Source organism: Aeromonas sp. SG16, assembly GCF_024436135.1.
In the GTDB taxonomy this organism is placed as follows: Bacteria; Pseudomonadota; Gammaproteobacteria; order Enterobacterales; family Aeromonadaceae; genus Aeromonas; species Aeromonas jandaei.
In genome coordinates this window covers 234022-258096 of the sequence record NZ_JANFNW010000005.1, presented here as the reverse complement: position 1 = coordinate 258096, position 24075 = coordinate 234022, and the positions used below count along the sequence as shown (strand labels likewise).

The following is a 24075-nucleotide window of genomic DNA, read 5'->3' as shown; positions in this document are numbered from 1 at the left end:
GAGAGAGGGGGAGCATGTTGCTCCCCCTCTCTTTTTGTTATGGCAAAACGACGCTTATTCGCTGCCGTTGTTTTGAAACAGCTTTGGGATCTCCCGCACCAACCAGCTCTTGGCCTTGCCCATGGTATCGCGGCGCCAGGCCAGCACCACCTGCAGCTGATGGCGGTACTCGGGGCTGATCACCTTGAGCCGACCGGCCTTGATGTCCTCCTCAATCCAGCTCTGCGGCATGGTGCCGATGCCGAGCCCGGCCAGCAGGGCATCGCGCTTCTCCGCCATGGTGCTGACGGTGAGGCGTGGCTGCTTGTCGAGCAGGCGGTAGGTCAGCACCGGCTTGCGCAGGGCGGTATCGGCGACGGCGATGGCGCGATAGCGTCGCAGGGTCTCGTCGGCGAGGGGCTCCGGCTCCTGATGGAGAGGGTGGTCGGGGTGGGCGACATAGAGCATCACCTCCTCTTTCAGCACCTGATGCTTGATGCCGGTCATGACGATATCCGGGTTGAGGGAGGAGATGAGCAGGTCGGCGCGGCCATCCTCCAGACACTCCCAGCTACCCGCCAGCACTTCGGCGCGCAGTCTGAGCCGGGTATCGGTCTGTTCGGCCAGCCGATCTACCAGCGGGTAGAGCGCCTGCAAGGGCACCAGCGCATCGACGGCGATGGTGATGTCGGTTTCCCAGCCGCGGGCCAGCGCCCGGGTCTCGCCCACCAGATGCTCGGCTGCCTCCAGCAGCACCCGCCCGCGTTCCAGCAGCATGCGCCCCGCCGGGGTGAACTTGGTGCGGTGGCCACTGCGGTCAAACAGCATGGCATCCAGTTCATCTTCCAGCTTTTGCACCGTGTAGCTCAATGCCGAAGGTACCTTGCCCAGCTCGTCGGCCGCCGCCGCGAAGCTGCCACGGCGGTCGATGGCATCCAGCACCCGGATCGCTTCCAGGGTGAGTGCTCGTTCCTTGTTCGACTCCTTGGCCATTTTTCACCTTCAATTTTTTTGAATATGTTCGCCAGATTATCTCGCTAACAAGTTAAGCCAAGCACCTTTAATATTCAATCATCGCTTAGGCAGGAACGTCTAGCGGCCAAATATGCGGGAAGTTCCGCACTGTGACAGGCCAAATCGGCATGTCTGATGTCGGTGAAAGAACAACACACTATTTGAATGACCTCTTGCATGGATGCATTGATTCTGGCCGAGCTGGCCTTGGCAATGACATATAAAACAAGAGAGTGAATGAACATGAAAAACGTAATCAAGATGCTGGCCGTTGCAGGCCTGATGACCACAGGTTTCGCCCACGCCGCCGTACCGGCTGACTTCAATGCCACCCCGGGTGTGCTGTTTGTGAAGTGGCACTCCACCGCAGCGCTGGATGGCAAAGCCAACCCGATGCTGGAAGTGCGCGACGAGTCTGGCGATCTGCTGGCATCGGTCCACGCCAACCTGATGGGCACCCAGCAGGTGAAGATCCCGGGTCGTACCCAGGGCAACCTGACTGTCAGCCTGGCTGGCGAGAGCAGCGAGTATCGCATTCCGTTCGGTCTCGGCGGTGGTAAAGATCGCTAAACCGAACCCCGGATAGATGAGGAGCACACCATGATGAAATTGAGAGCCGCAGAGGCGCGAGGCAAGGCCAACTTCGGCTGGCTGGACGCACGCCACAGTTTCTCCTTCGGTCACTACTACGACCCGGAGTGGATGGGACACTCGGTGCTGCGGGTGATCAATCAGGATCTGGTTGCGCCGGGTGGCGGATTTGCCACCCATCCTCACGCCAACATGGAGATCCTCACTTGCGTGCTGCAAGGCACCATAGAGCACAAGGACAGTCTCGGCCATGTCGAGCAGATCCCGGCAGGGGATTTCCAGCTGATGAGCGCAGGCAGCGGGATCCGTCACAGCGAGTACAACCCCTCGCAGACGGAACCCCTCTCCCTGTTGCAGATCTGGATCGAGCCGAATGAAGTCGGCACGCCACCCGGATATCAGCAGAAGAAAATTGAGTCCAGACCGGGTATGACGCTGGTAGCGTCACCGGATGGCGAGGCGGGATCCTTCGTGATCCGCCAGCAGGCCCGCGTATGGCGGCTGGAGCTGGCCCCGGGCGAAACGCTCGACTGGGCACTGGCTGGCCGACATGGTTACCTGCAGATGATTTCAGGGGAGCTGACCGCCAACGGTCTGGCTGCCCGACCCGGCGACGGGGTACTCAGTCGTGATGATTGCCGGTGGGAGTTGGTCGCGACAAGTGCCACTCAGGCCCTGTTATTTGACCTGCCCTGATTGGTCAGTGGCGATACGAGATAAACGAGGAAAGTGAAATGGACAAGATGAAAGATGTAGCGCTGCTGGCGGGTCGTGTACTGCTGGCGCTGATGTTTGTGATTGCGGGCTGGGGCAAGATCGGTGGTTACGCCGGCACCCAGGGCTATATGGAAGCGATGGGGGTGCCGGGTTTTATCCTGCCGCTGGTGATCTTGCTTGAGCTGGGTGGTGGCCTCGCCATCATGCTGGGTCTCTTTACCCGCAGCCTGTCGGTGCTGATGGCCGGTTTCACCCTGATGGCCGCCTTTATTTTCCATTACCAGCCTGCCGAACAGATGCAGATGCTGATGTTTATGAAGAACGTCTCCGTCGCCGGTGGTTTCCTGGCGCTGGCGGCAGCCGGAGCAGGGGTTTTCAGTGTGGATGCCCGTCTCGGCAAAAACTGGTAACAGCCAGTCAGTTTGAGTTTTCCAATGCCTTTTGGCCGGTGCCCTGCACCGGCTTTTTTCTGTCTGCGTTTTCCGGGTCGGTGAGGCTGCTGCACAAATCTGCGGCCCTCCTCATGGTTCAGCGGTTTGCCCACCAGCTGGCCACAAGTGCCTTTTGCATCTTATCCCCCGATCCCCGACAATTCCCTCTCTTGTGAAGTGACGGAAATGGCTCGCCTTTTCCCTCGCCCCCTCTCATCCACAGGCGGGAATTGCTCATGTTTACCCTCTACCACTCCAATCAGCTGGATCTGCTCAAAGAGCTGCTGGTGAGCCGCATCCGGCAGGCCCCTCTCTCTCACCCCTTCGATCGGGAGCAGATTCTGGTGCAGAGTCCGGGCATGGCCCAGTGGCTCAAGCTGGAGCTGGCCAAGGCCTTCGGCATCGCCGCCAATATCGACTTTCCGCTGCCCGCCAGCTTTATCTGGGAGATGTTCACCCGGGTGCTGGCGGATGTACCGCGCCAGAGCCCCTACAACAAAGGCTCCATGAGCTGGCAGCTGATGACCATTCTGCCCGCCTTGCTGGATCGCCCCGCCTTTGCCCCGCTCGCCGCCTATTTGGGCGGTGGAGAGGACGAGGATCCCGCCAGGGATCCTGAGCAGGTGCGGCTGTGGCAGCTCTGCCAGAAGGTGGCGGATCTCTTTGACCAGTATCTGGTCTATCGGCCGGACTGGATCGCCCGTTGGGAAGAGGGGGAAGGATTGAGTCAGGAGCTGGTCGGGGTGAGCGGTCAGGATTGGCAGCCCGAGCTGTGGCGCGAGCTGGTGGCCCGCACCCTGGCGCTCTCCCCGAGCGGCTACCACCGCGCCAACCTCTACGAGGAGTTTATCCACGAGCTGGCGCGTACCGCCGATCTGCCGGGCAAGCTGCCGCAGCGGGTCTTCGTGTTCGGTATCTCGGCGCTGCCGCCGCGCTATGTGGAGGCGCTGCTGGCCCTCGGCAGTCGGCCGGAGGTGGAGGTGCACCTGTTCGTCACCAACCCCTGCCGCTACTACTGGGGGGATCTGCTGGATCGCAAGACCCTGGCTCGGCTGGAGAACAAGCTCAAACACGGCACCGATATCGAGACATTGCAGGGCCCCGCCAACCCGCTGCTCGCCTCCATGGGCAAGCTGGGGCGCGACTACCTGCACCAGCTGATGGAGCTGGAGGTGCCGCAAATCGAGGCCTTCGTCGATATCGACGAGCTGGATGGCAAGGGCAATATCAAGCTGCTGCATGCCATCCAGAAGGATGTGCTGGAGCTGGCCGAGCGAGGCGCCGGTCAGTTCGATCTCGACAGCAGCCATCACAAGAGCCCCATCGATCCGGCGGATGGATCCTTGCAGATCCACGCCTGCCACGGCCCGATGCGCGAACTCGAGGTGCTGCACGACCGGCTGCTGGCGCTGTTCGAGCAGGATCCGACCCTCACCCCGAAAGATGTGGTGGTGATGATGCCAGATGTGAACAGCTACGGCCCCTACATTCAGGCGGTGTTTGGCGCGCGCGGCCAGATCCCGTTTGCGGTATCGGATCGGGCGGCGAGTCAGGAGAGCCCGCTGCTGCAGAGCTTCCTCGCCCTGCTCAGGCTGCCCAATGCCCGCTTCGGGGCAGGGGAGCTGCTCGCCATTCTCGAGGTGCCCGCCGTGCTGCGCCGCTTCGAGCTGGATGACGACGAGTTCAACCAGCTGCGGGTCTGGGTGCAGGAGACAGGCATCCGCTGGGGGCTGGATGACGGTTACCCCGTCCGTTTCGATCTGCCGCCCATGTCCGGCAACAGCTGGCTGTTCGGCCTGCGCCGCATGCTGCTCGGCTTTGCCATGGGGGATGGCGAGCCGGTGGCGGGCATCCTGCCCTACGCCGATATCGAGGGGCAGCAGGGGCTGGCGCTCGGCAAGCTCGCCTGGTTTGTCGACTCGCTGGCCGAGTTTCTGCCCCGGCTGCAACAGGCGCAGCCGCTAGCCGAGTGGAACGCCTGCCTGCTGGCGCTGCTGGAGCGCTTCTATCTGGCTGACGAGGATGAAGAGCGTCAGCTCCAGCTTATTCGCAGCCAGCTGGTCGAGTGGCAGACCCGGCTTGGCGAGGCTCGCTTCGAGCAGCCCATCACCGCCGATCTGTTGCAGGATTACCTCGGCAGCGTGCTGGGAGAGTCCCGCTCCAGCCAGCGCTTCCTCGCCGGTCAGGTCAACTTCTGCACTCTGATGCCGATGCGCTCCATCCCCTTCAAGCAGGTCTGCCTGCTCGGTATGAACGACGGCGTCTACCCGCGCACCCTGGCTCCCATGGGGTTCGATCTGATGGCGGTGGCGTCGCGACGCGGGGATCGCTCCCGTCGCGATGATGACCGCTACCTCTTCCTCGAGGCGTTGCTGAGTGCCCAGCAGGGGCTCTATATCAGCTATCAGGGCTTCAGCGCGCAGGACAACAGCGACAAGGTGCCGTCGGTCCTGCTGGCGGAGCTGATCGACTATGTGCGGCAGGGCTTTGTGCTGGCGGGGGATGAGGATCTCGATGACGAAACCTCCGGCAAGCGGCTGCTCAACCACCTGATGGTGGCGCACCCGCTCACCCCCTACAGCCGCAACTACTTCTACCCGGAGGCGGGTTCGCGCCTCTTTACCTATGCCGCCGACTGGTTGCCCGCCCTCAATCCGGTACGCGGCGCGGCCAACTTCCAGAGCGGCGAGCTGCCTCTCCCCCCCGAATGGGGCAAGGAGCAGGGGCTGGAGCTGGCGGAGCTGCTGCGCTTCTATCGCCAGCCCACCAAATATTTCCTCAACCGCCGTCTCAAGGTGTGGTTTGAGCTGAACGAAGCCAACATCGAGGACAGCGAGCCGTTCGAGCTGGATGGCCTGCAACATTATCAGCTGAAAGATCTGCTGCTCGATGCCCATCTGGCGGAAGGTGAAAGTACCGAGCGTCGCGAGCGGTTGCAGCTCACCGGCCTGTTGCCGCAAGGGTGGTTCGGCAGCCTGCTGCTGGACGATCTGGATGCCGAGATGGGCAAGCTGGCGGACCGGCTGCGGCCATGGGTTGCTGCCAATGAGTCAGAAAAACAGGCGGTGGAGATCGATATCTCCCTCACTCAGGGCCAGCTGCAAGGGTGGATCGACACCCAGAAGGGGCGCTTGCTGGTGGTCAAACCCGGCAGCTTCAACGGCAAGGATCTGCTGCTGGGCTGGATCCAGCACCTCTGCCTCTCATTGAGCGGCGCCCCCGGCGACACCCTGCTATTCGATGCCAAACAGAGTCTGCGACTGCCTGCTCTTGCTGCCGACGAGGCGCGCCCCAAGCTGGCGGCACTGGTGGCGTGCTGGGCGCAGGGGATGAAGCGGCCGCTGCCCTTCTTCCCCAACACCGCCTGGGATTGGCTCAAGGCGATCGAGAAGGATCCCGACAAGCCGGAGGCAGCCGACAAGGCGGCCCTCACCCGTTTCAACGGCGGCTGGATGATCAATGGGGAGGGGCAAGATCCTTACGTTGCCCGCTGCTTCCCCGAACTCGATGACGAGGTGCTTGGGCAGTTGCAGGCGCTGGCCCGCGAACACCTGACCCCGCTGCTCAAGACCCTGGAGGAGCTGAAATAATGGCTAACCCGCTCAATACCCTGCGTTTTCCCCTCCATGGTGAACGACTGATCGAAGCCTCCGCCGGTACCGGCAAGACCTACACCATCGCCGGTCTCTACCTGCGCCTGCTGCTGGGCCACGGCCCCATGATCGGTGAGGGCGCCGATGCCGGTCAGCCCAGCGCCCACGAGCGGCCGTTGTCAGTGACCGAAATTCTGGTGGTGACCTTTACCGAAGCGGCCACCGCCGAGCTGCGCGGGCGGATCCGCGGTCGTATCCACGAGGCGCGCCTCGCCTTTATGCGCGGCCATAGCAATGACGCCCTGCTGAACATGCTACTGGCCGAGGTGGACGATCACGAACTGGCGGCCCGTCGCCTGCTGGCTGCCGAGCGGCAGATGGATGAGGCGGCGGTCTTTACCATCCACGGCTTCTGCCAGCGGATGCTGAAACAGAACGCCTTCGAGTCCGGCGCCCTCTTCGAAACCGAATTTCTCACCGACGACAGCCAGCTCAGGTTGCAGGCGGTGAGCGACTACTGGCGCGCCGAGTTCTATCCGGTGGATAAAACCCTCGCCAGCGCCGTGCGTGCGCTCTGGCCGAGCCCCGCCGCCCTGCTGCGGGAGATGGGCAGCTGGCTCGACAACAGCGAGCTTGAGATCCACCCCGCGTTGGGGGATGAGACCCTCGCCGCTCGCCATCAGGCGGCCATGAGTCGCATCGCGGCAGTGAAGAGCGAGTGGCTGGCGCAAGGGGACGAGATCCGCCGCCAGACCGACGGCCAGATCAGCCGCTACACCGGCAAGAACTACGAAGGGTGGCTTGCCAAGATAGCCGACTGGGCACAGGACGAGGCCAGTGGTTACGCCATTCCCAAGGAGCTGGAGCGCTTCGGCCAGACGGTGCTGGAGGAGAACCTCAAGAAGGGGGGCGCAGTGCCGACCCTGCCGCTGTTCAGTCAGATAGACGAGCTGCTGGCCAGCCGCCCCGGCATTCGGGATCTGATCCTGCAACGGGCCGCCAAGGTGGTGCGCAGCCGGATGCAGGCCAGCAAGCGGCAGGCTCATCAGCTCTCGTTCGATGACCTGCTCAAAGATCTCGACGGGGCGCTCGGCTCAAGCCTTGGCGAGCGGCTGTGCGAGCGGATTCGCGCCACCTACCGGGTGGCGATGATCGACGAATTTCAGGATACCGACCCCCAGCAGTACCGCATCTTCCATCGGCTTTACGGCGGCCACACAGACACGGCGCTTTTGATGATCGGTGACCCCAAGCAGGCCATCTACGGCTTTCGCGGCGCCGACATCTTTACCTACATTCAGGCGCGGCGAAATGTGAGCGCCCACTACACCCTCGGGCGCAACTGGCGCTCCAGCAGTGCGCTGGTGGGGGCGGTCAACGGCTTGTTCGAACGGGCCAAGGATCCCTTTATCTACGAGGCGGATATCCCCTTCCTGCCGGTGGAGGCGCAGGGCAAGAGCAAGGCGCTGCTGCTCGATGGCGCCACCGCCCCAGTGCTCCACTGCTGGCAGCTGACCGGCCAGCCCACCTTCAACCGGGGGGATTACCAGAGCAAGATGGCGCGCGCCACCGCCGCCGAGATCCACCACCTGCTGACCCTGGCCCGCGAGGGCAAGGCGCTGATCGGCGACAAGGCGGTCAAGGCCGGAGATATCGCCGTGCTGGTGCGCACCGGCGCCGAGGGCAAGCTGGTGCAGCAGGAGCTGGCGCGCCTCGCCATCGCCTCCGTCTATCTGTCGAACCGCGAGAGCGTGCTGGAGCAGGTGGAGGCGCGGGAGATCCTGCTGATTTTGCACGCCTGTCAGAACCCGAGCGAAGAGCGCAGCCTGCGGGCGGCGCTGGCGACCGGCCTGTTTGATCTCGATGCCAAGGCGCTCGATGGGCTGGCCAGCGACGAGCGAGCGTGGGAGAGCGCGGTGCAGGAGTTTATGGAGTACCGCAAGATCTGGCACCGCCGCGGCGTGCTGGCGATGCTGAGGGCCCTGCTGCACCGGCGCAATCTCGCCTCTTCGCTGTTGGCGAGCCCCTATGGCGAGCGGCGGCTGACCAACTTCCTCCATCTTGGCGAGCTGCTGCAACAGGTGAGCAGCGAGCTGGACGGGGAGTATGCCCTGCTGCGCTGGTTGGGGGAGGCGGTGAGCAGGCCCAACGGGCAGGATGCGGAGCAGGTACTGCGCCTCGAATCCGAGCGGAAATTGGTGCAGATCGTCACCATCCACAAATCCAAGGGGCTGGAGTACCCGCTGGTATTCCTGCCCTTTATCTGTAGCCACAGAACCGCCGAGACCCCGCTCTATCACGAGGCGGACGAGGCGGGCAATCGCACCATTCTCGATCTGACCGGCGCCGAGGGCTCCTTGGCGGAGGCCGACCGCGAGCGCCTTGCCGAAGATTTGCGGCTGCTCTATGTGGCGCTGACCCGGGGCGTCTACGCCACCTGGCTGGGGCTGGCGCCGGTGCGGGCGGGGGCTGGCAAGTCGGAGAAGACCGACCTGCACCATACCGCCATCGGCTACCTGCTGCAAAAGGGCGAAGAGGGGGATGCGCAGACGCTGGCGACCGCGCTGACCGAGCTGTCGCAGGCGCTGCCCGGAGTGGCCGTCGGTGAGCCCTCGCTCACCCGTCCAGCCCCGCTGCCGCCAGAGGAGGAGCAGCTGGGCGAGCCGCAGGTGCGCCACTTTAGCGGTTCACTTGAGCGGGACTGGTGGATCAGCTCCTACTCCGGGCTGGCGGCGCAGGGTCACGGTCACAGCAAGGGCGTACTCGCCAATCCCGGCTTCGATGACGAGGTCGTCACCGAGGCGGCCGCGCTGGCTGTCGAGCAACCGGAGGCGGCGCCCCAGCCTTCCATCTTCACCTTCCCGAAAGGGGCGCGCCCCGGCACCCTGTTGCACAGCCTGTTCGAGACCATCGACTTTCAAAGCGCCGCGGGAGAACCGTTGGCAGAGCATATCGCCACCTTGCTGGCGCAGGACGGCTTCGACGAGAGTTGGGCCCCGGTGCTGCAACAGCAGGTGGAGGCGGTGCTGGATACCCCGCTGGAAACGGGCTTTGGCGAGCCGGTGCGGCTGAGGGATCTGGCCCCCGAGCGCAAGCAGGTGGAGCTGGAGTTCTTCCTGCCCATGGGGCGGGTGACGGCACCGGCGCTGACCGCCCTCTGCCAGCAGCATGACCCGCTGTCGCGGGGCAACAAGCCGCTCAGCTTTGCCACCGTGCAGGGGATGCTCAAGGGCTTTATCGATCTGGTGTTCGAGTGGCAGGGGCGCTGGTATCTGCTCGACTACAAATCGAACCACCTCGGCATGAGCCCCGCCGATTACAGCCGTCCGGCGCTGGAGCGGGCGATGGCCGAGCACCGCTACGACCTGCAATACCAGCTCTACTCGCTGGCGCTGCACCGGCTGCTCACCCTGCGCCTGCCGGGCTACGACTTCGAGCAGCATTTTGGCGGCGTTTTCTATCTGTTCCTGCGCGGGATGCCGCAGGGGGGCATTTTCCATACCCGCCCGAGCCGTGAGCTGGTGCTGGGGCTGGATGAGTTGTTTAGAAATGGTGATCGCTCTGGCGGTGTTTCATCAGCAGAATTAAACGAGGTAGAGGCATGAGCGGCACCATGATCAGCACCGCGACCAGCGCAATGATGGTTGAACGGCTCAAAACACTGGCGCTGGCTGGCCGCATCCGCCAGCTGGATCTGCAATTTGCCCGGTTGGTGGCCGACCTTGGCGGCAGCCCCGAGCTGGTGCTGGGGGCGGCGCTCGCCTGCTTCGAGCTGGGGCGCGGCCATGTCTGTTTGCCGCTTGAAATGTTGACTGACGGATCCCTGCGCCCGTTCGGGCTGGATCCCCAGCAGAGCCGGGATCTGTTGGCTGATCTGGCGGATCCTGCCCGCTGGCCCGCCCTGTTTGCGGCAAGCCCGCTCGTGGGTACCGAACAGGATGACGGGCTCGCCCCGCGCTGGCCGCTGCGGCTGTGGCACGGGCGGCTCTATCTCACCCGTTACCACGATCATGAGCAGGGGGTGGCCCGCCATCTGCGCGCGTTGAGTGAACGTGCCGAATGGCCGGAGATTGCCCCGGCCCTGTCGCGGCTGTTTGCCCGCGACTATGGGTTGGTGTTCGGGGCGCTGCTCAAGGCCCGCCTCACCCCCGACTTCTCCGCCCGCCACTTTATCGAAAAGTATCTGGATCTGGTGTTCCCCAATGAAGTGGATTGGCTCGCCATCGAGGAGCTGCTCACCAGCGCCCAGGCGGCGAGCGACTTGAGCAAACTGGATGCGCTGGTGCCCGAGATGCTCTGCTGCAACGGCCAGAAGCTGGCGGCGGCCACCGCGGCAGCGCGCCCCTTTGCGGTGATCTCCGGCGGCCCCGGCACCGGCAAGACCACCACGGTCGCCAAACTGCTCGCCATTCTGGTGGAGACCGGCCTGCAAGCGGGCAAGGCGCCAGCGATCCGGCTGGTGGCCCCCACCGGCAAGGCGGCGGCGCGCCTCACCGAGAGTATCGGCTCTGCCCTGCAGGCCCTCGATCTGCCCCCCGAGTGGGTCGAAGCGATCCCCACCGAGGCGGGCACCTTGCACCGGCTGCTCGGGGTCATTCCGGGGCGCAGCCAGTTCCGCCACCACGCGGGCAACCCGCTGCACCTCGACCTGCTGGTGGTGGATGAGGCCTCCATGGTCGATCTGCCGATGATGGCGCGCCTGCTCGATGCGCTGCCGAGCCACGCCCGCCTGATCCTGCTCGGCGACAAGGATCAGCTCGCCTCGGTGGAGGCGGGGGCCGTGCTCGGCGATATCTGCAGCTTTATCGAACAGGGCATCAGCCCGGCGCAGGCGGATTGGCTCTCCCGCCAGACCGGCTACCGCCTGCAGGGCACACCCGCAGGGGCTCCGGTGCGCGACAGCCTCTGCTTGCTGGCCAAGAGCTGGCGCTTTGATCAGCATTCGGGCATCGGTCAGCTGGCGCGCGCCTGCAACAGCGGCGATGCCACTGCGGTGGAATCAGTCTGGGGCGCAGGATTCGCCGATATCAGCCTGCACCCATGGGCCGGGGAGGCTTACGACGCCCTGATTGCCCAGGGGGTAGCCGGTTACGGCAGCTATCTGAAGGCGGCCCGCGCGGGGGAAGCGCCCGCCGCCGTATTCAAGGCATTCAACAGCTTCCAGATCCTCTGCGCCCTGCGCGACGGCCCATTCGGGGTGCTGGGGTTAAACGAGCGGCTCGAACTGGCCCTGTCACGGGCTGGGCTGATTGCCCGCGATGGCGACTGGTATGCCGGTCGCCCGGTGATGGTGGTGCGCAACGACCATGGCGTTGGCCTCTACAACGGCGATATGGGGCTCTGCCTGCCCGATGAAAGCGGGCGGCTCAAGGTGTGGTTTGAGCAGCCGGACGGCTCCCTGCGCGCCCTGCTGCCAAGCCGGCTGCCGCCCCACGAGACGGTCTACGCCATGACCATCCACAAATCTCAGGGCTCCGAGTTTGCCCATACCGTGCTGGTGCTGCCCGACAGCCCCAGCCCGCTGCTGACCCGCGAGCTGGTCTATACCGGCATCACCCGCGCCAAGGCGCGCCTCGATCTCTACGGCGATCGCGCCCTGCTGGCACAAGCGGTACGGAAAAAGACCGAGCGTTATTCCGGATTGGCGGAGAGGTTGGGGGAGTGATTGATGGCGGCGGTAAAGGGATTTACCGCCATGAGAAAAGAAGTTTACTACTTATTATCACGAATCAATTCTGATTAGAGGTTATTGATGAAGGATTTACTTAAGTCATTGAAAGATAATGCAACATCTAGACTAAACAATCCTATTATCGGCGCGTTCGTCTTGTCTTGGATGTTTTTGAATATAAATGGAGTGGCTAGGTTTATATTGGAAAGTAACCAAGGGAAGCTTGACATTATAAAGAGCAAAAGTTGGGGGTTTACAGATGATCTGTTAATCCCATTTTCAGTATCTGTTGGATATTTAGTAATACTTCCTATTTTAAATACGCTCTACAGCTTTATACATGACAATTGCATTGATCAAGTTAGAGACAGAAATAGCAATAAAGCACAAAAAGATGCCTTTATTAGAAGAAAGGAGACCGTGTGCGCAAAAATTGAGTCGACAGATGAATATGTTGTTAAGTTAAAAGACAAGGAACTGGAGCTATGGGCAGAGCAAAAGCTAGAGCTCATTCGCGAAATAATAAACCTGAAGGGGAAATATTCTAAGTTGCTTTCTGACTTCGAACTTAAATCAAAAGAGTTCCGTGCAGAGAACAATAAATTAAGTCTTTCCATTGCACAGTTGGAGCATTTAAATAAGAGTTTGTCAGCACAAGATTCAGAGCAAAAAGATTATATTGGACGATTTGCTAATAATCTAGACAAGGCATTGAATTCACTTGAAAATAGAGTGGTAAGCAATGAGAAACTTGATGAGATAGAAAAAATTAGAAATGAAATATCCGATATTAGAAATAAATTTTATGTATGGGATGATGAGATTCCATTCTGATTATTTCATGGTTTGTAGTTTATCTCGTAGGTTGGTGCTGAGCGTAGCGAAGCCCAACGTTTACCGCCTCATCTCTTTTTTCCTCCCCCTCATCCCCGACCCTTCTCCTCCTTTTCTAATAAACGGGAGAAGGGAGGTTTGGCGCCGTGGCTATACACGCCATTGCCAACGCCATATCCCTGATGCTGGGTGATCCCCTCTCCCTCCTAGAGAGGGCTAGGGTGAGGGGAGCAGGTTGACACAATACTCATTTCGTAAAATCGGGTAGGGTGCAATGAACGAAGTGAATTGCACCTCCCATATTTATCTTGCAAAATGGTGGGATATTTTTCGTTTTTAATGATAAATCAGGCAGTAAAATGACAATTCATAGTTTTAAAAGCGAACGGCGCAAGAACATGCTGCTTGGGGGAAGTTTTTTATTGCTGCTTGCTCTATGGTTTTCAATCTTACTATTCTCATTCAGACTGTCACATAAAACAGTGATTGCTGACTCGGTTCCTGAGTTGCTCACCTATATTACTATAAGTGCGCTATTTGGATTGGTTGGTGCAATATTTACTGCTTTTCGATGCCCCGGGCGCGACGCATTAAAATATATCATAAAAGCCTTTGGTAATTGTTTTTTTATGATGTTTATAACGTCATGGAATGGCTATGATATGTACGTCTATTTTTATCCAGATAAAATAATCAGTTATGACACGGAATATAAAGTGGTTCACCCCGGACCATCCAAAGGTAAATACGGGCATTGTGAGGCAGGATTAAAGATAAAAGATAAACATACTGGGTACTGGTTTAATATTTGTTACAGTAATAAAAAGCTTGGAAAGGAACGGATTCGGGATTATGGTGAGGTATGGGTGAAAACTCGGGTTAATGAGGCTGGATCATATCTGGAGAGCTACAAGGTATATCCAGAAAAATCTTATTTTTCTATCCCCTCACCGCCAACCGCTCTCCAGCAACTAAATAAGAGGGTAATCTCGTTCCCGCGCCCAGATTAAGTTTCTCTAATCGAACCTACACGGCTGGCGAGCATATTTCCGATGCCGCATCCCCTCTCCCTGTGGGAGAGGGCAGGGTGAGGGCGGGTAGGGTGCAAAGAACGAAGTGAATTGCACCGCTGATATTGAGCTGGCAAAAGGTGTAATGCGCTTCGCTTATTACACCCTACGTAGACGCTCTGCCTATTTTCCTTCTGTCTACTTCCCATCACGGCTGCCCCTGAGTATTGGTCAGCAAATGGGCTGCACTTGAACCACACTTGCTGACGCCCTGAACGGCCCATTTATCATGCAGTGCGAGCAGCCGATAACCGGATTGCAGGGGGAGAGTGGCATTCTGGCTGACAGGATTTTCGCCGTGTGCCAAGGTAGCGCTTCACGCCGACTCGACAACGCCGTTTGGTGGGCAAGCAAGAGTGACGCAGGCAAGAAGAGAGGATGACCTCATATGGGCAAAGAGAGTGATCCGGTCAGGATCTCCGACCTCAGCGAGTCTGTGGTACACGGGATTCTGGAGGTGATCAGCGACGGCATCTGGGATTGGAATGCCAATACCGGCTTTGTCTATCGCAATCCCGGCTGGTATCAGATGCTGGGCTATGAACCGCACTCCCTCGGCAATACCGTTTTTACCTGGGAGAGCGTGATCCATCCCGATGACATTGCGGCGGTGATGGCGAAGTTCGATCTCTGCCTCAATGGCAGCGCCCATGAGTATCGCGCCGAGTATCGTTGCCGCACCCGCGATGGCGATTACCTCTGGATTGAGGATTGCGGCCACATTATTGCCCGCAATCCCGATGGCTCGGTGGCGCGGATGATCGGCGCCCATCGCAATATCCACGCCAGCAAGCTGCTGCAGGAGCAGCTGGAGCGGCGCAACAGCTCGCTGGAGCAGCTGATCGCCGAGCGCACCGCCGAGCTGGCGCGGCTCAACGAGGAGTTGCTGCGGAAGGTGGACGAGAATCGCCTGCTGGCAGAGACCGATGCGCTGACCGGCGCCGCCAGCCGTTATCGGCTGGAGCGGGCGTTGCAGCTGGAGTGCGAGCGGGCACGGCGCTTCCATCAGCCTTTCACGGTGATCGCCATGGATGTGGACAACTTCAAGCAGATCAACGACAGCTATGGCCACCACACCGGGGATCAGACCCTGATCAACATAGTGGCGCTGATCCGCCGCCATATTCGCGAGATCGATCTGCTGGCCCGCTGGGGCGGCGACGAGTTTATGGTGGTGCTGCCCAATACCCGTCATGCCGAGGCACAACTGGTGGCGAGCAAGTTCCAGCTGCTGTTGCAGCGCGAGACGATCTGCCCTCACGGCCCGGCGACCCTGAGTTTCGGGCTGGCGGAGTATGAGCAGGATGAGCAGAAGGAGAGCCTGATGGTGCGTGCCGATCGGGCGCTCTATCAGGCCAAGCTGCAGGGCAAGAACCGGATCTGCTGAGGGCGGGACGGCAAATGGAAAGGGCCGCAGGCGTGAAACCTGCGGCCCTTTTGCATGGGATCGCGGCCGCCTTAGAAGTGGTAGCGAATGCCCAGCTTGAGGGTGTCGAGGGAGTAGTGATCGTCACCCAGGGTCATGGCGTTGAACTGGCGCTCGTAACCAATCCCGGCGGAGATATGGTCGTTGAAGGCGTAGTCGATGCCCACTTCCAGATTGGGGTGAACGGTACCCTTGGTCTCGCTGCGGCGACCCTGAACACTCATGCCGAGGATGGTGCCGTTGCCGATCATCTCGACTTCGGTGCTGGTGTAAGCCACGCCCGGCTTGGCGTAGGCGCTGAAGCCCCAGGCCAGCGGCTGGCTCAGCTTGGCGGCCAGGCTGATGCTGCGGGTGTCGATGGTGGTGTCGGTGAAGCCGGTCAGGCCCGGGCTGGTGATCCACATCAGCTGGCTCATGCGCTGGGCATGCAGACCGCTTTCGATGGCCAGCCAGTCGTTGAGGTGGTAGCCGACGATCAGGCTGCCACCGTCGAGCTGGTCGTCGATGATGTTGGCGTCGTGCGCTCGCTGGGCCACGCCATCCAGATCCATTTTGGAGGTGGTGAGATCCAGACCGAGATACCAGCCCTCGGCACACGCGGCGCCGCTGAGGGTGAGACCGAGCAGGGAGAGGGCAACTGCACTGTTAAACTTGTTCATGGATTATCTGTCCTGATGTGTGAACTGCGTGTGATTGAACTCTTTCATCCATGAAAGTTATTAATATTTCCTGCACTCCTGTATTCGAGGCGGCGCAGTATAGTCAGCTCGTTTTTCAATAACAACCCGTGTGCCGGCTGTGATTTGCTACAAATAAAAATCGGCGCAAACAATAATTGGGCAATTAATGATTAATTTAGAGTTATCACTTTATTTATAAATTACCAAAATAAACGAAATAACCGTGACCGGGCTATTTGCTGGCCGATCGGCCGGAGGGGGTTGATATCCCTTGGGTTTCTTTTTCGCTCCGCGAGGGGCATCTGATTGCAAACTGAATGATGATTAATCAGTTGTAAATTAGGCAGATTGCCAACTTTTTGTTGTTATTTTGACCGGTCGGATCTCGTCGCTGGTGGCCAAAATTTTTTGGCTGGTTGCATTTTTTATCTGCAAAAGGCGATGTTTGACTCTCTTTGTTGCTGCATTTTTGCTCGGCAATGGTCGCTTTTGCTGCAGGTCGTTCATCTGCTCTCTGGCTGCCCCAAGAGGAACAAGGGCCGACCTGGCCGAACCCGACCGGCCGGTTGGCCACGGCGCCGTTTGCCGATGGGTGAGACGAAAAAAGGGGGCGGGCAGGGTGAGTCGCTATTTTATGAGGGCGCGCACAGCGGCCTGACGACAACTTTGAAGGGCTCCACATTCTGATTATCCGGAGTGTGTTAGGGCAATATTTTGCCGAGCGTTTCGCTATTGATTAAATCTTTATTATTGCGGCGCTGGTCACATCGACCAATTCTATTTGCCGGGTGCGGCTGATACGCTGCCGAATCCCGATTATGAGAAATAACAATCAGATGTAATCGGGTCGTCACGGGTGCTGCAACAAGGATAATAAATATGTCGACAATATTGATTCTGGTGGTGGTGGGGCTGGTCGCCTACGCCATGCTCAAGCGGTTCAATCCGCAGGCGACCTTGCTGACCGCGGGTCTGGTGCTGCTGGCGTATGCCCAGTGGGCGGGGATCAACCCGATCCTGCCCGCCGAGAACAGTCAGGGCTTCTGGTTTTTCGATCTGTGGGAGAAGTTCGCCATGGTGACCAACTCCCGCCTCGCCTCCACCGGTCTGACCCTGGTGGCGATTGCCGGGGTGGCCACCTACCTCAACCAGATCGGCGCCTCGGCGGCACTGGTGAAGGCCACTTCCCGCCCCATCATGGCGCTGAAGAATCCCTATGTATTGCTGGCGATCATCCTGCTGCTGGTCTCCATCCTTTACGTCTTTATCACCGGGGCGACCTCGCTCTCCCTGCTGCTGATGGGCACCCTCTATCCGCTGCTGCGCAATGCCGGGATCAGCGCCAAGACGGCGGTGGCCACCATCGTCATCCCCACCGCGTGGGAGTTTGGCCCCGGCCAGATCAATGCGGTGATCGGCGCCAAGGCGATCAATATCGAGGTGATGCCGTTCGTAGTGAACCATCAGCTGCTGTTCCAGATCGCGCTGCTGGTGATCATCCCCTTCGTCAATATCGCGTGGCAGCGCTACTGCGACCGCAAGGATGGCCATGACACCGCCGCCGAGCGGGGCAAATATCTGCACGAGCTGGAGGCAAAACACGAGAACACCCCGGGCTACTACGCCCTGCTGCCGGTGATCCCGTTCGTCTTTCTGTTCGGCTTCTCCGAGCTGTTTGTCAGCGCCATCAAGATGACCATTCCGGTGGCCATGATGTCGACCATGACCCTCTGCATCATCATCGAGGCGCTGCGCTACCGCTCCCTCAACAAGGCATTCGCCAACTTCGAGGCCTGGCTGACCGGCACCGGGATGATCTTCGGCAGCGTGCTGACCCTGATGCTGGCTGCCGAGTTCTTCTCCGCCGGTCTCACCAATATCGGCGCCATCACCCAGCTGATCGATCTGGCCAAGTCGTTCGAGCTCAACCCGCTCGGGCTGTCGCTGGTCTTCTCGCTCTTTATCCTGCTGACCGCCTTTATCACCGGCTCGGGCAACGCCCCCGTGATGGCGTTTATTCCCATCGTGCCGCTGGTCTCCAGCCAGTTCGACATCAACCCGCTGTTGCTGCTGGTGCCGATCCTGTTCGCGGCCGGCATTGGCCGCACCATCTCGCCAGTGGCGGGGGTGATCATCACGGTCTCCGGCATCGCCAACCTGAGTCCGGTGGATGTGGTGAAGCGCACCTTCGTGCCCATGATGGCGAGCATGGCGGTGGTGATGGCGCTGACGGCCATTCGCTATATCTGATTGGGTTGCCATCTGCTGACGCCTGCCCTGTGGCAGGCGTTTTTCATGGCGCAAAAAAGAGTAGAGCGGTGCTTTTGCAAGCGCCGCTCAAGATCAGGAAAAAGGAAAAACCTTGCGGTTTAAAAAATACAAATTTGGAAGCAAACAATCGATTTCTAAACCAGGAAGGGTCTTGAATTCGATACGACAAAAGTATGCGTGATGAGCTATGCAGCACTAGCAAAATGTTTTCCGGTTCAAGGATATGCGCTGGCGAGTATCAGATTTTGCGACCGCTGGCCGGAACTGGTCAGGCCTCGGCGCCATTTCAGCCGTTTACGAGCGACCACCATCTTTTTGGTGTCAATATCTGAGCCTTGGCGGTAAAAATAGAGGCGACCCCGCTGCGGCATAACCATGCAGTCACGATGCAACAACAAGGATGAGTCCCGTGAGCTACAGCCAGACCCTGGCCACCCAGATCCTCGATACCCTGAAGAAGATCCTGACCGACAAGGGGATCCGCTATCAGACGCTGGCGGAGGCGATGGGGGTCTCCATTGCCACCATCAAACGGATGATGAACAAGCCCTCCCTGCCGTTCGATACCCTGCTGGAGATCTGCCATCTGGTGGGGCTCTCGTTCGAGGAGCTGCTGGAGCGCACTCAGGATGCCCAGAGCCGGCGCGCCGTCTTCACTCAGGAGCAGGACGAGGCGTTTCACAACGAGCCGGGCCTCTACGCCTTTCTGGCCAACATCTTCTGGCGCGACAAGACGTTGATCGATCTCAAGCGGGAGTACAGCCTGACCGATGCCTCCTGCTACCTCTATCTGCGCAAGCTGGAGAAGCTCGGCATCTTGCAGCTTGGCATCGACAACAGCTACCACTTCCTCATCAGCGAGCGGATCAGCTTCGAGCAGCACAGCCGCTTCGCCCGCCAGCAGGCGCGGCAGGCGATGTCGATGCTGGGGGAGTATCTGGTGGAGAACATGCACAAGTCGAACAACTATCTGGCGCTCTGCCAGCTCCATCTCAACGAGAGCGAGGCGATGGGGTTGATCGAGCGGATGAAGGAGTACTGGCATCAGGAGCTCAAGCTCAACCGCCCCGCCATCGGCCCGCAGGAGCACCGCAAGACCTACACCATGTCGCTGCAACTGGCCGACTGCGGCTACCAGAGCTTTGACGACATGATCCCCAATATCGACAACTGATCCCGGCGGATCCTGCGGGATCCGCTCTGTTGGTGTCTGGTTATTCCGTGAATTGAACGGTCTGCGATCTGCTTGTGGCCGGTTGCAACGCCCGGGTATCGAGGCAGATACGGATCGCATCCGGCCGCCAGTGTTCGATATCGCAATCCACCAGAGCGCCCCGCTCGTCGTAGTTGACCCGCACCAGCCGCAGCACCGCGCTCCCCTCCGCCAGATTGAGGGCGCGGGCGATGGCGCCGCGCGCCGCCGAGGGGGTGATCTCGAGACTCGCCCCGCCCTGGCCTATGCCATAGCGCTGCTGATAGAGCTCGGTGAGGGAGCTGGCCAGCGGTGCGCTGGCGATATCGGGAAAGCGGCTGGCCAGCAGATGATGGCTGACGTGGAGCACCGGGCGGCCGTCGATAAGACGCTGGCGGCGGATCTCGTAAAGCGGCGTAAAAGGATCCAGCCCCATCCAGCGGCAGAGCTCACTGCTGGCTAGCTCGCTACCGTGGGCCAGCACCCGGGTTTCGGCGGTGCGCTGCTGCTCGCCGATCCACTGATGAAAGTGGGTGTGGATGGCGGGATCGTAGGTGAGGCGGGGCGGCGCAACGAACCAGCCACGCCGCTCGGCCCGGTAGATGAGACCATCCGCCTCGAGGCTGGAGAGCGCCTCCTTGATGGTGATGCGGGTGGTAGCAAAACGCTCGCTCAGGGCCCGTTCGGCGGGCAACTGCTGCCCGGCCGCCAGCTGGCCGCTGCCGATATAGCGGCGCAGGGTCTGGCAAATCTGTTCACACTTGGAGGCGCGGCCCTCTGCCGCTAGCCGTTCGCTCAATCTCGGTTCAATCACGCTCATGTCCCTGTCGCTCATTCTGGCTGTGCGGGCTGGCCTGGCCCTTGTTGGTTCAGCCCTTGCTGGAGTAGTCCAGCTTCACTTGGGTTCAGAGTTTTAACCGCTGCGGATGACAGCGACATGACAGGGCAATTGTCATCAAACTGCCATCAAAGCGCCCCGCGACCGTCATATTTCCCCTCTAGCATCCCTCTCGAACCTTAACTGACCTAGTCCAGAGGGATGGGATGATGAAAAGCGTGATCGCAAGTGCACTGGCTCTGGTGGCCATCAGTCAACCGCTGTTTGCCGCCGAAAATATCGCAGATCTTGAGAAGGCCGCTCGCGGCGAAGGGCAGCTCAGCAGTATCGGCATGCCCGACAGCTGGGCCAACTGGAAGGATACCTGGCAGCAGCTCGGCAACATCTACGGCATCAAGCATCAGGATACCGACATGAGCTCGGCGCAGGAGATCGCCAAGTTCGCTGCCGAGAAGGCCAACGCCACCGCCGACATCGGCGACGTGGGCGGCGCCTTCGGTCCGGTTGCGGTCAAGCAGGGGGTCACCCAACCCTACAAGCCCTCCACCTGGGCCGATATTCCCAACTGGGCCAAGGATGCGGACGGTCACTGGATGCTGGCCTATACCGGCACTATCGCCTTCCTGATCAACAAGGATCTGGTCAAGGCCGCCCCCACCAGCTGGCAATCCCTGCTGGGCGGCAACTACAAGGTGACCCTGGGTGATGTGGGTGTTGCCTCCCAGGCCAACAACGGCGTGCTGGCGGCGGCCTACGCCACCGGTGGCAGCGAGAAGAATCTCAAGCCCGCCCTGGAGTTGTTCGGCAAGCTGGCCCAGCAGGGTCGCCTGTCGCTGAACGACCCGACCATCGCCAACATCGAGAAGGGCGAGGTGGAAGTGGGTGTGCTGTGGGACTTCAACGCCCTCAACTACCGCGACCAGATCGACCCCAAGAAGTTTGAAGTGGTGATCCCGAGCGACGGCTCCGTCATCGCCGGTTACACCACCATCATCAACAAGTGGGCCAAGAACCCCAACGCCGCCAAGCTGGCGCGGGAATACATCCTCTCCGATGCCGGTCAGATCAACCTGGCCCGCGGCTATGCCCGCCCGATCCGCAGCAACGTTGCGCTGCCAGATGACGTGAAGGCCAAGCTGCTGCCGGCCGAGCAGTATGCCAAGGCCAAGCCGGTGCAGGATCACGCCGCCTGGGAGCAGAGCTCCAAGGCCCTGCCGCGTCAGTGGCAAGAGAACGTCATGATCTACATGCAGTAAGGAGCGGCCAGTGCAACACAAGGTGATAGTGGTACTTGTGGATGGCCTCTCTGCCGGGGTAGCCCATGGGATGGGCTACCTCGCAGGCATGGTGGAGGCGGAGCGTGGCCTCTATACGACCCTCAGCTGCGCCCTGCCATCCCTCTCCCGGCCTCTCTACGAGTGCATCCTGACCGGCGTTCCGCCGGTAGCGAGCGGCATCACCCACAACGGGGTGAGCCGTCTCAGTCTGCATGACTCCATCTTCCATCTGGCCCGCGCCGCGGGTAAACGCACCGCAGCGGCGGCCTACTACTGGGTGAGCGAGCTTTACAACAAGAGCCCCTGGCTGGCGGCCCGCGATCGCTTTACTCACGACGAGCAGCTGCCGATCCAGCACGGCTGCTTCTACTGGGATGACAACTACCCCGACAGCCATCTGCTGATGGACGGCGAGTGGCTGCGCAGCCAGTACGATCCCGATTTTCTGCTGATCCACCCGATGGGGGTGGATGATGCGGGCCACAAGTTTGGCTTCGACTCCCGCCAGTACCGCAATCAGGCGCGCCGCATGGATAGCCTGCTGGCCGATCTGCTGCCCCAGTGGCTGGCGGAGGGGTATCAGGTGGTGGTCACCTCGGATCACGGCATGAACAACGACCTGAGCCACGGCGGCACCCTGCCCGAAGAGCGCACCGTGCCGCTCTGGCTGTTTGGCGATGCCTTCGTCGAGCGCTGGCCGGATGGGGTGGCGATTGCCCAGACCCAGCTCTGCGCCCTGATGGCGGATCTGCTGGGGGTGTCCCACGACAAGCCGGCAGCGCCACCGCTGCTCAAGGCCGCCTTTATGCGCGAGGTGCACTGATGATGCCTGCAACCACCGAGATCCTGGTGGATCAACCCGTGGCAACCAAGCAGAAGGTGCGCCGCCACTGGCTGCCCGCGCTGGTGCTGCTGCCGTTTATCCTCTTGATGATCCTGTTCCAGCTCGCCCCCATGGTGTGGGTGCTGGTGGGCAGTTTCCAGACCCCCGATGGCTGGGGCATCGACTACTACCGGGAGATTTTGAGCTCTCCCTTCTACCTGCAATCGTTCGGCAACTCATTGCGCATCGCCGGTATCGCCAGTCTGGCGGGGCTTGCTATCGGCACCCTCGGTGCAGCCGCGCTGCGCCACAGCGGCGAGCGGGTCAAGCGGGTGCTGCTGGCCTTTGTGACCATGACCGGCAACTTCAGCGGGGTGCCGCTGGCGTTCGCCTTCATCATCATTCTCGGCATCAACGGTGCAGTGACCCTGCTGCTGAAATCCTGGGGATTGATAGACGGCTTCAACCTCTATTCGGGCAGCGGCCTTATCCTCATCTACACCTATTTCCAGATCCCGCTCGCCCTGCTGCTGCTCTATCCGGCGTTCGATGCGCTGCAGGATGAGTGGCCGCAGGCCGCCGCGTTGCTGGGGGCGAGCAAGGGGCAGTATGTCTGGCACGTGGCGCTGCCGGTGCTGACTCCAGCCCTGCTCGGCACCCTGATCATCCTGTTTGCCAACGCGGTGGGGGCCTATGCCTCTGCCTACGCCCTCACCACCGGCAACTTCAATCTGGTGACCATCCGGGTGGCCAGCCTGGTCTCCGGCGACATCTTCCTCGAGCCCAATATGGCGGCGGCGCTGGCGGTGATCCTGATGGTGCTGCTGGGAGTGGTGACGGCCGCCAACCAGTGGCTGCTGAAAAAGAGCTATGTGAACAAGGGGCAATCCCATGCATGATTTGACGCCGCGCTGGCCCAAGTGGGTGTTGGGTGGGCTGGTTGCCACCCTGCTGTTACCGCTGCTGGCTACCTTTCTCTACTCCATCTCTACCCGCTGGGGGGCGACCCTGCTGCCGGATGGCTTCACCCTCGACTGGTATCTCAAGCTGTGGGGCGACCCGCGCTTTCTGGCGGCGTTTGGCCGGAGCCTCCTGGCCTGTTTCGCCACCCTGCTGCTGGGGACCCTGGTGCTGGTGCCGACCGTGCTGGTGGTGGCCTACTACTTCCCCAAGCTGGATCCCTGGATGAACCTGTTGATCCTGCTCCCCTTCGCGGTGCCACCTGTGGTCTCGTCAGTGGGGCTGCTGCAGATCTACGCCGACGGCGTGCTGCCGATTATCGGCACGCCGTGGATCCTGATCGGCACCTGGTTCACCGTGGTGCTCCCCTTCATGTACCGAGCGCTGGCCAACAGTCTGCAAGGGGTGCCGCTGAAAGATCTGATGGATGCCGCCCACCTGCTGGGGGCGAGCAGTCGGCGTGCCTTTCTGCTGGTGGTGATCCCCTGCCTGCGCAAGGGGCTGCTGGCGGCGCTGTTTCTCTCCCTTTCCTTCCTGCTCGGCGAGTTCGTGTTCGCCAACATGCTGGTGGGCACCCGTTACGAGACCCTGCAGGTCTACCTCTACAACATGCGCGCCACCTCGGGCCACTTCACCAGCGCACTGGTGATGAGCTACTTCCTGCTGACCCTGCTGCTCACCTGGGCGGCCAACAGATTTCATCGGTGA

At 60.6% G+C, this 24075-nt stretch carries 19 protein-coding genes; 15 read left to right on the top strand and 4 right to left on the bottom strand.

The window, feature by feature from the left end:
- Nucleotides 1-54: 54 nt before the first annotated feature.
- Nucleotides 55-972: a LysR family transcriptional regulator gene (locus NOM67_RS14490; protein ID WP_071913210.1), complete on the bottom strand. Its 918-nt coding sequence runs from the start codon at nucleotides 970-972 to the stop codon at nucleotides 55-57.
- A 258-nt stretch (nucleotides 973-1230) separates the two neighbouring features.
- On the opposite strand from NOM67_RS14490, the gene NOM67_RS14485 reads away from it, so the two are divergent.
- The 9 genes from NOM67_RS14485 (at nucleotide 1231) to NOM67_RS14445 (ending at nucleotide 15287) form a co-directional block, all read left to right on the top strand.
- The gene (locus tag NOM67_RS14485) at nucleotides 1231-1563 is read left to right on the top strand and encodes a hypothetical protein (RefSeq protein ID WP_041210051.1); all 333 of its coding nucleotides are present in this window, start codon (nucleotides 1231-1233) and stop codon (nucleotides 1561-1563) included.
- 30 nt (nucleotides 1564-1593) lie between these two features.
- On the top strand, nucleotides 1594-2280 hold the full coding sequence (locus tag NOM67_RS14480) for a pirin family protein (RefSeq protein WP_255938179.1): 687 nt from the start codon (nucleotides 1594-1596) through the stop codon (nucleotides 2278-2280).
- Nucleotides 2281-2318: 38 nt separating this feature from the next.
- Nucleotides 2319-2711 carry a DoxX family protein gene (locus NOM67_RS14475; protein WP_255938177.1) on the top strand — a complete coding sequence of 131 codons (393 nt, stop codon included), beginning with the start codon at nucleotides 2319-2321 and terminating at the stop codon, nucleotides 2709-2711.
- A gap of 257 nt (nucleotides 2712-2968) precedes the next feature.
- Complete coding sequence (recC, locus tag NOM67_RS14470; protein WP_255938175.1) at nucleotides 2969-6322, top strand: exodeoxyribonuclease V subunit gamma; 3354 nt, start codon at nucleotides 2969-2971, stop codon at nucleotides 6320-6322.
- Nucleotides 6322-9930, top strand: coding sequence for an exodeoxyribonuclease V subunit beta (gene recB / locus NOM67_RS14465; protein ID WP_255938173.1), 3609 nt, complete (start codon nucleotides 6322-6324; stop codon nucleotides 9928-9930). Before recC ends, recB begins: the two co-directional genes overlap by 1 nt.
- Complete coding sequence (gene recD, locus NOM67_RS14460; RefSeq protein WP_255938171.1) at nucleotides 9927-11990, top strand: exodeoxyribonuclease V subunit alpha; 2064 nt, start codon at nucleotides 9927-9929, stop codon at nucleotides 11988-11990. The genes recB and recD overlap by 4 nt, the downstream gene beginning before the upstream one ends.
- An 87-nt stretch (nucleotides 11991-12077) precedes the next feature.
- Nucleotides 12078-12830: a hypothetical protein gene (locus NOM67_RS14455; protein WP_255938169.1), complete on the top strand. Its 753-nt coding sequence runs from the start codon at nucleotides 12078-12080 to the stop codon at nucleotides 12828-12830.
- Nucleotides 12831-13189: 359 nt separating this feature from the next.
- Nucleotides 13190-13840 (top strand): hypothetical protein, encoded by a 651-nt coding sequence (locus NOM67_RS14450; protein WP_139709516.1) that lies wholly within the window; start codon nucleotides 13190-13192, stop codon nucleotides 13838-13840.
- A 448-nt stretch (nucleotides 13841-14288) separates the two neighbouring features.
- Nucleotides 14289-15287: a diguanylate cyclase domain-containing protein gene (locus tag NOM67_RS14445; protein ID WP_255938164.1), complete on the top strand. Its 999-nt coding sequence runs from the start codon at nucleotides 14289-14291 to the stop codon at nucleotides 15285-15287.
- 71 nt (nucleotides 15288-15358) lie between these two features.
- On the opposite strand, the gene NOM67_RS14440 is transcribed toward NOM67_RS14445, so the two are convergent.
- Both NOM67_RS14440 and NOM67_RS14435 read right to left on the bottom strand, forming a co-directional pair.
- A complete protein-coding gene (locus NOM67_RS14440; RefSeq protein ID WP_042030191.1) occupies nucleotides 15359-15985 on the bottom strand; it encodes a porin family protein in 627 nt (208 codons plus the stop codon).
- A gap of 360 nt (nucleotides 15986-16345) precedes the next feature.
- Nucleotides 16346-16513, bottom strand: a complete 168-nt coding sequence (locus NOM67_RS14435) for a hypothetical protein (RefSeq protein ID WP_255938139.1) — start codon at nucleotides 16511-16513, stop codon at nucleotides 16346-16348.
- 372 nt (nucleotides 16514-16885) lie between these two features.
- On the opposite strand from NOM67_RS14435, the gene dcuC reads away from it, so the two are divergent.
- Both dcuC and NOM67_RS14425 read left to right on the top strand, forming a co-directional pair.
- A complete protein-coding gene (dcuC, locus tag NOM67_RS14430) occupies nucleotides 16886-18256 on the top strand; it encodes a C4-dicarboxylate transporter DcuC (protein ID WP_033115529.1) in 1371 nt (456 codons plus the stop codon).
- Nucleotides 18257-18686: 430 nt separating this feature from the next.
- Nucleotides 18687-19451 carry a helix-turn-helix transcriptional regulator gene (locus NOM67_RS14425; protein ID WP_255938138.1) on the top strand — a complete coding sequence of 255 codons (765 nt, stop codon included), beginning with the start codon at nucleotides 18687-18689 and terminating at the stop codon, nucleotides 19449-19451.
- 40 nt (nucleotides 19452-19491) lie between these two features.
- On the opposite strand, the gene NOM67_RS14420 is transcribed toward NOM67_RS14425, so the two are convergent.
- Nucleotides 19492-20304, bottom strand: a complete 813-nt coding sequence (locus tag NOM67_RS14420) for a UTRA domain-containing protein (RefSeq protein ID WP_255938137.1) — start codon at nucleotides 20302-20304, stop codon at nucleotides 19492-19494.
- Nucleotides 20305-20516: 212 nt separating this feature from the next.
- Between NOM67_RS14420 and NOM67_RS14415 the strand changes: the two genes are divergently transcribed.
- Genes NOM67_RS14415 through NOM67_RS14400 form a run of 4 tightly spaced genes read left to right on the top strand, consistent with a single transcriptional unit; the run spans nucleotide 20517 to nucleotide 24075 of the window.
- Nucleotides 20517-21563: an ABC transporter substrate-binding protein gene (locus NOM67_RS14415; protein ID WP_033115526.1), complete on the top strand. Its 1047-nt coding sequence runs from the start codon at nucleotides 20517-20519 to the stop codon at nucleotides 21561-21563.
- 10 nt (nucleotides 21564-21573) lie between these two features.
- The gene (locus NOM67_RS14410; protein ID WP_041210062.1) at nucleotides 21574-22407 is read left to right on the top strand and encodes an alkaline phosphatase family protein; all 834 of its coding nucleotides are present in this window, start codon (nucleotides 21574-21576) and stop codon (nucleotides 22405-22407) included.
- The gene (locus NOM67_RS14405; protein WP_040068741.1) at nucleotides 22407-23306 is read left to right on the top strand and encodes an ABC transporter permease subunit; all 900 of its coding nucleotides are present in this window, start codon (nucleotides 22407-22409) and stop codon (nucleotides 23304-23306) included. Before NOM67_RS14410 ends, NOM67_RS14405 begins: the two co-directional genes overlap by 1 nt.
- Nucleotides 23299-24075 carry an ABC transporter permease gene (locus tag NOM67_RS14400; RefSeq protein ID WP_255938136.1) on the top strand — a complete coding sequence of 259 codons (777 nt, stop codon included), beginning with the start codon at nucleotides 23299-23301 and terminating at the stop codon, nucleotides 24073-24075. The genes NOM67_RS14405 and NOM67_RS14400 overlap by 8 nt, the downstream gene beginning before the upstream one ends.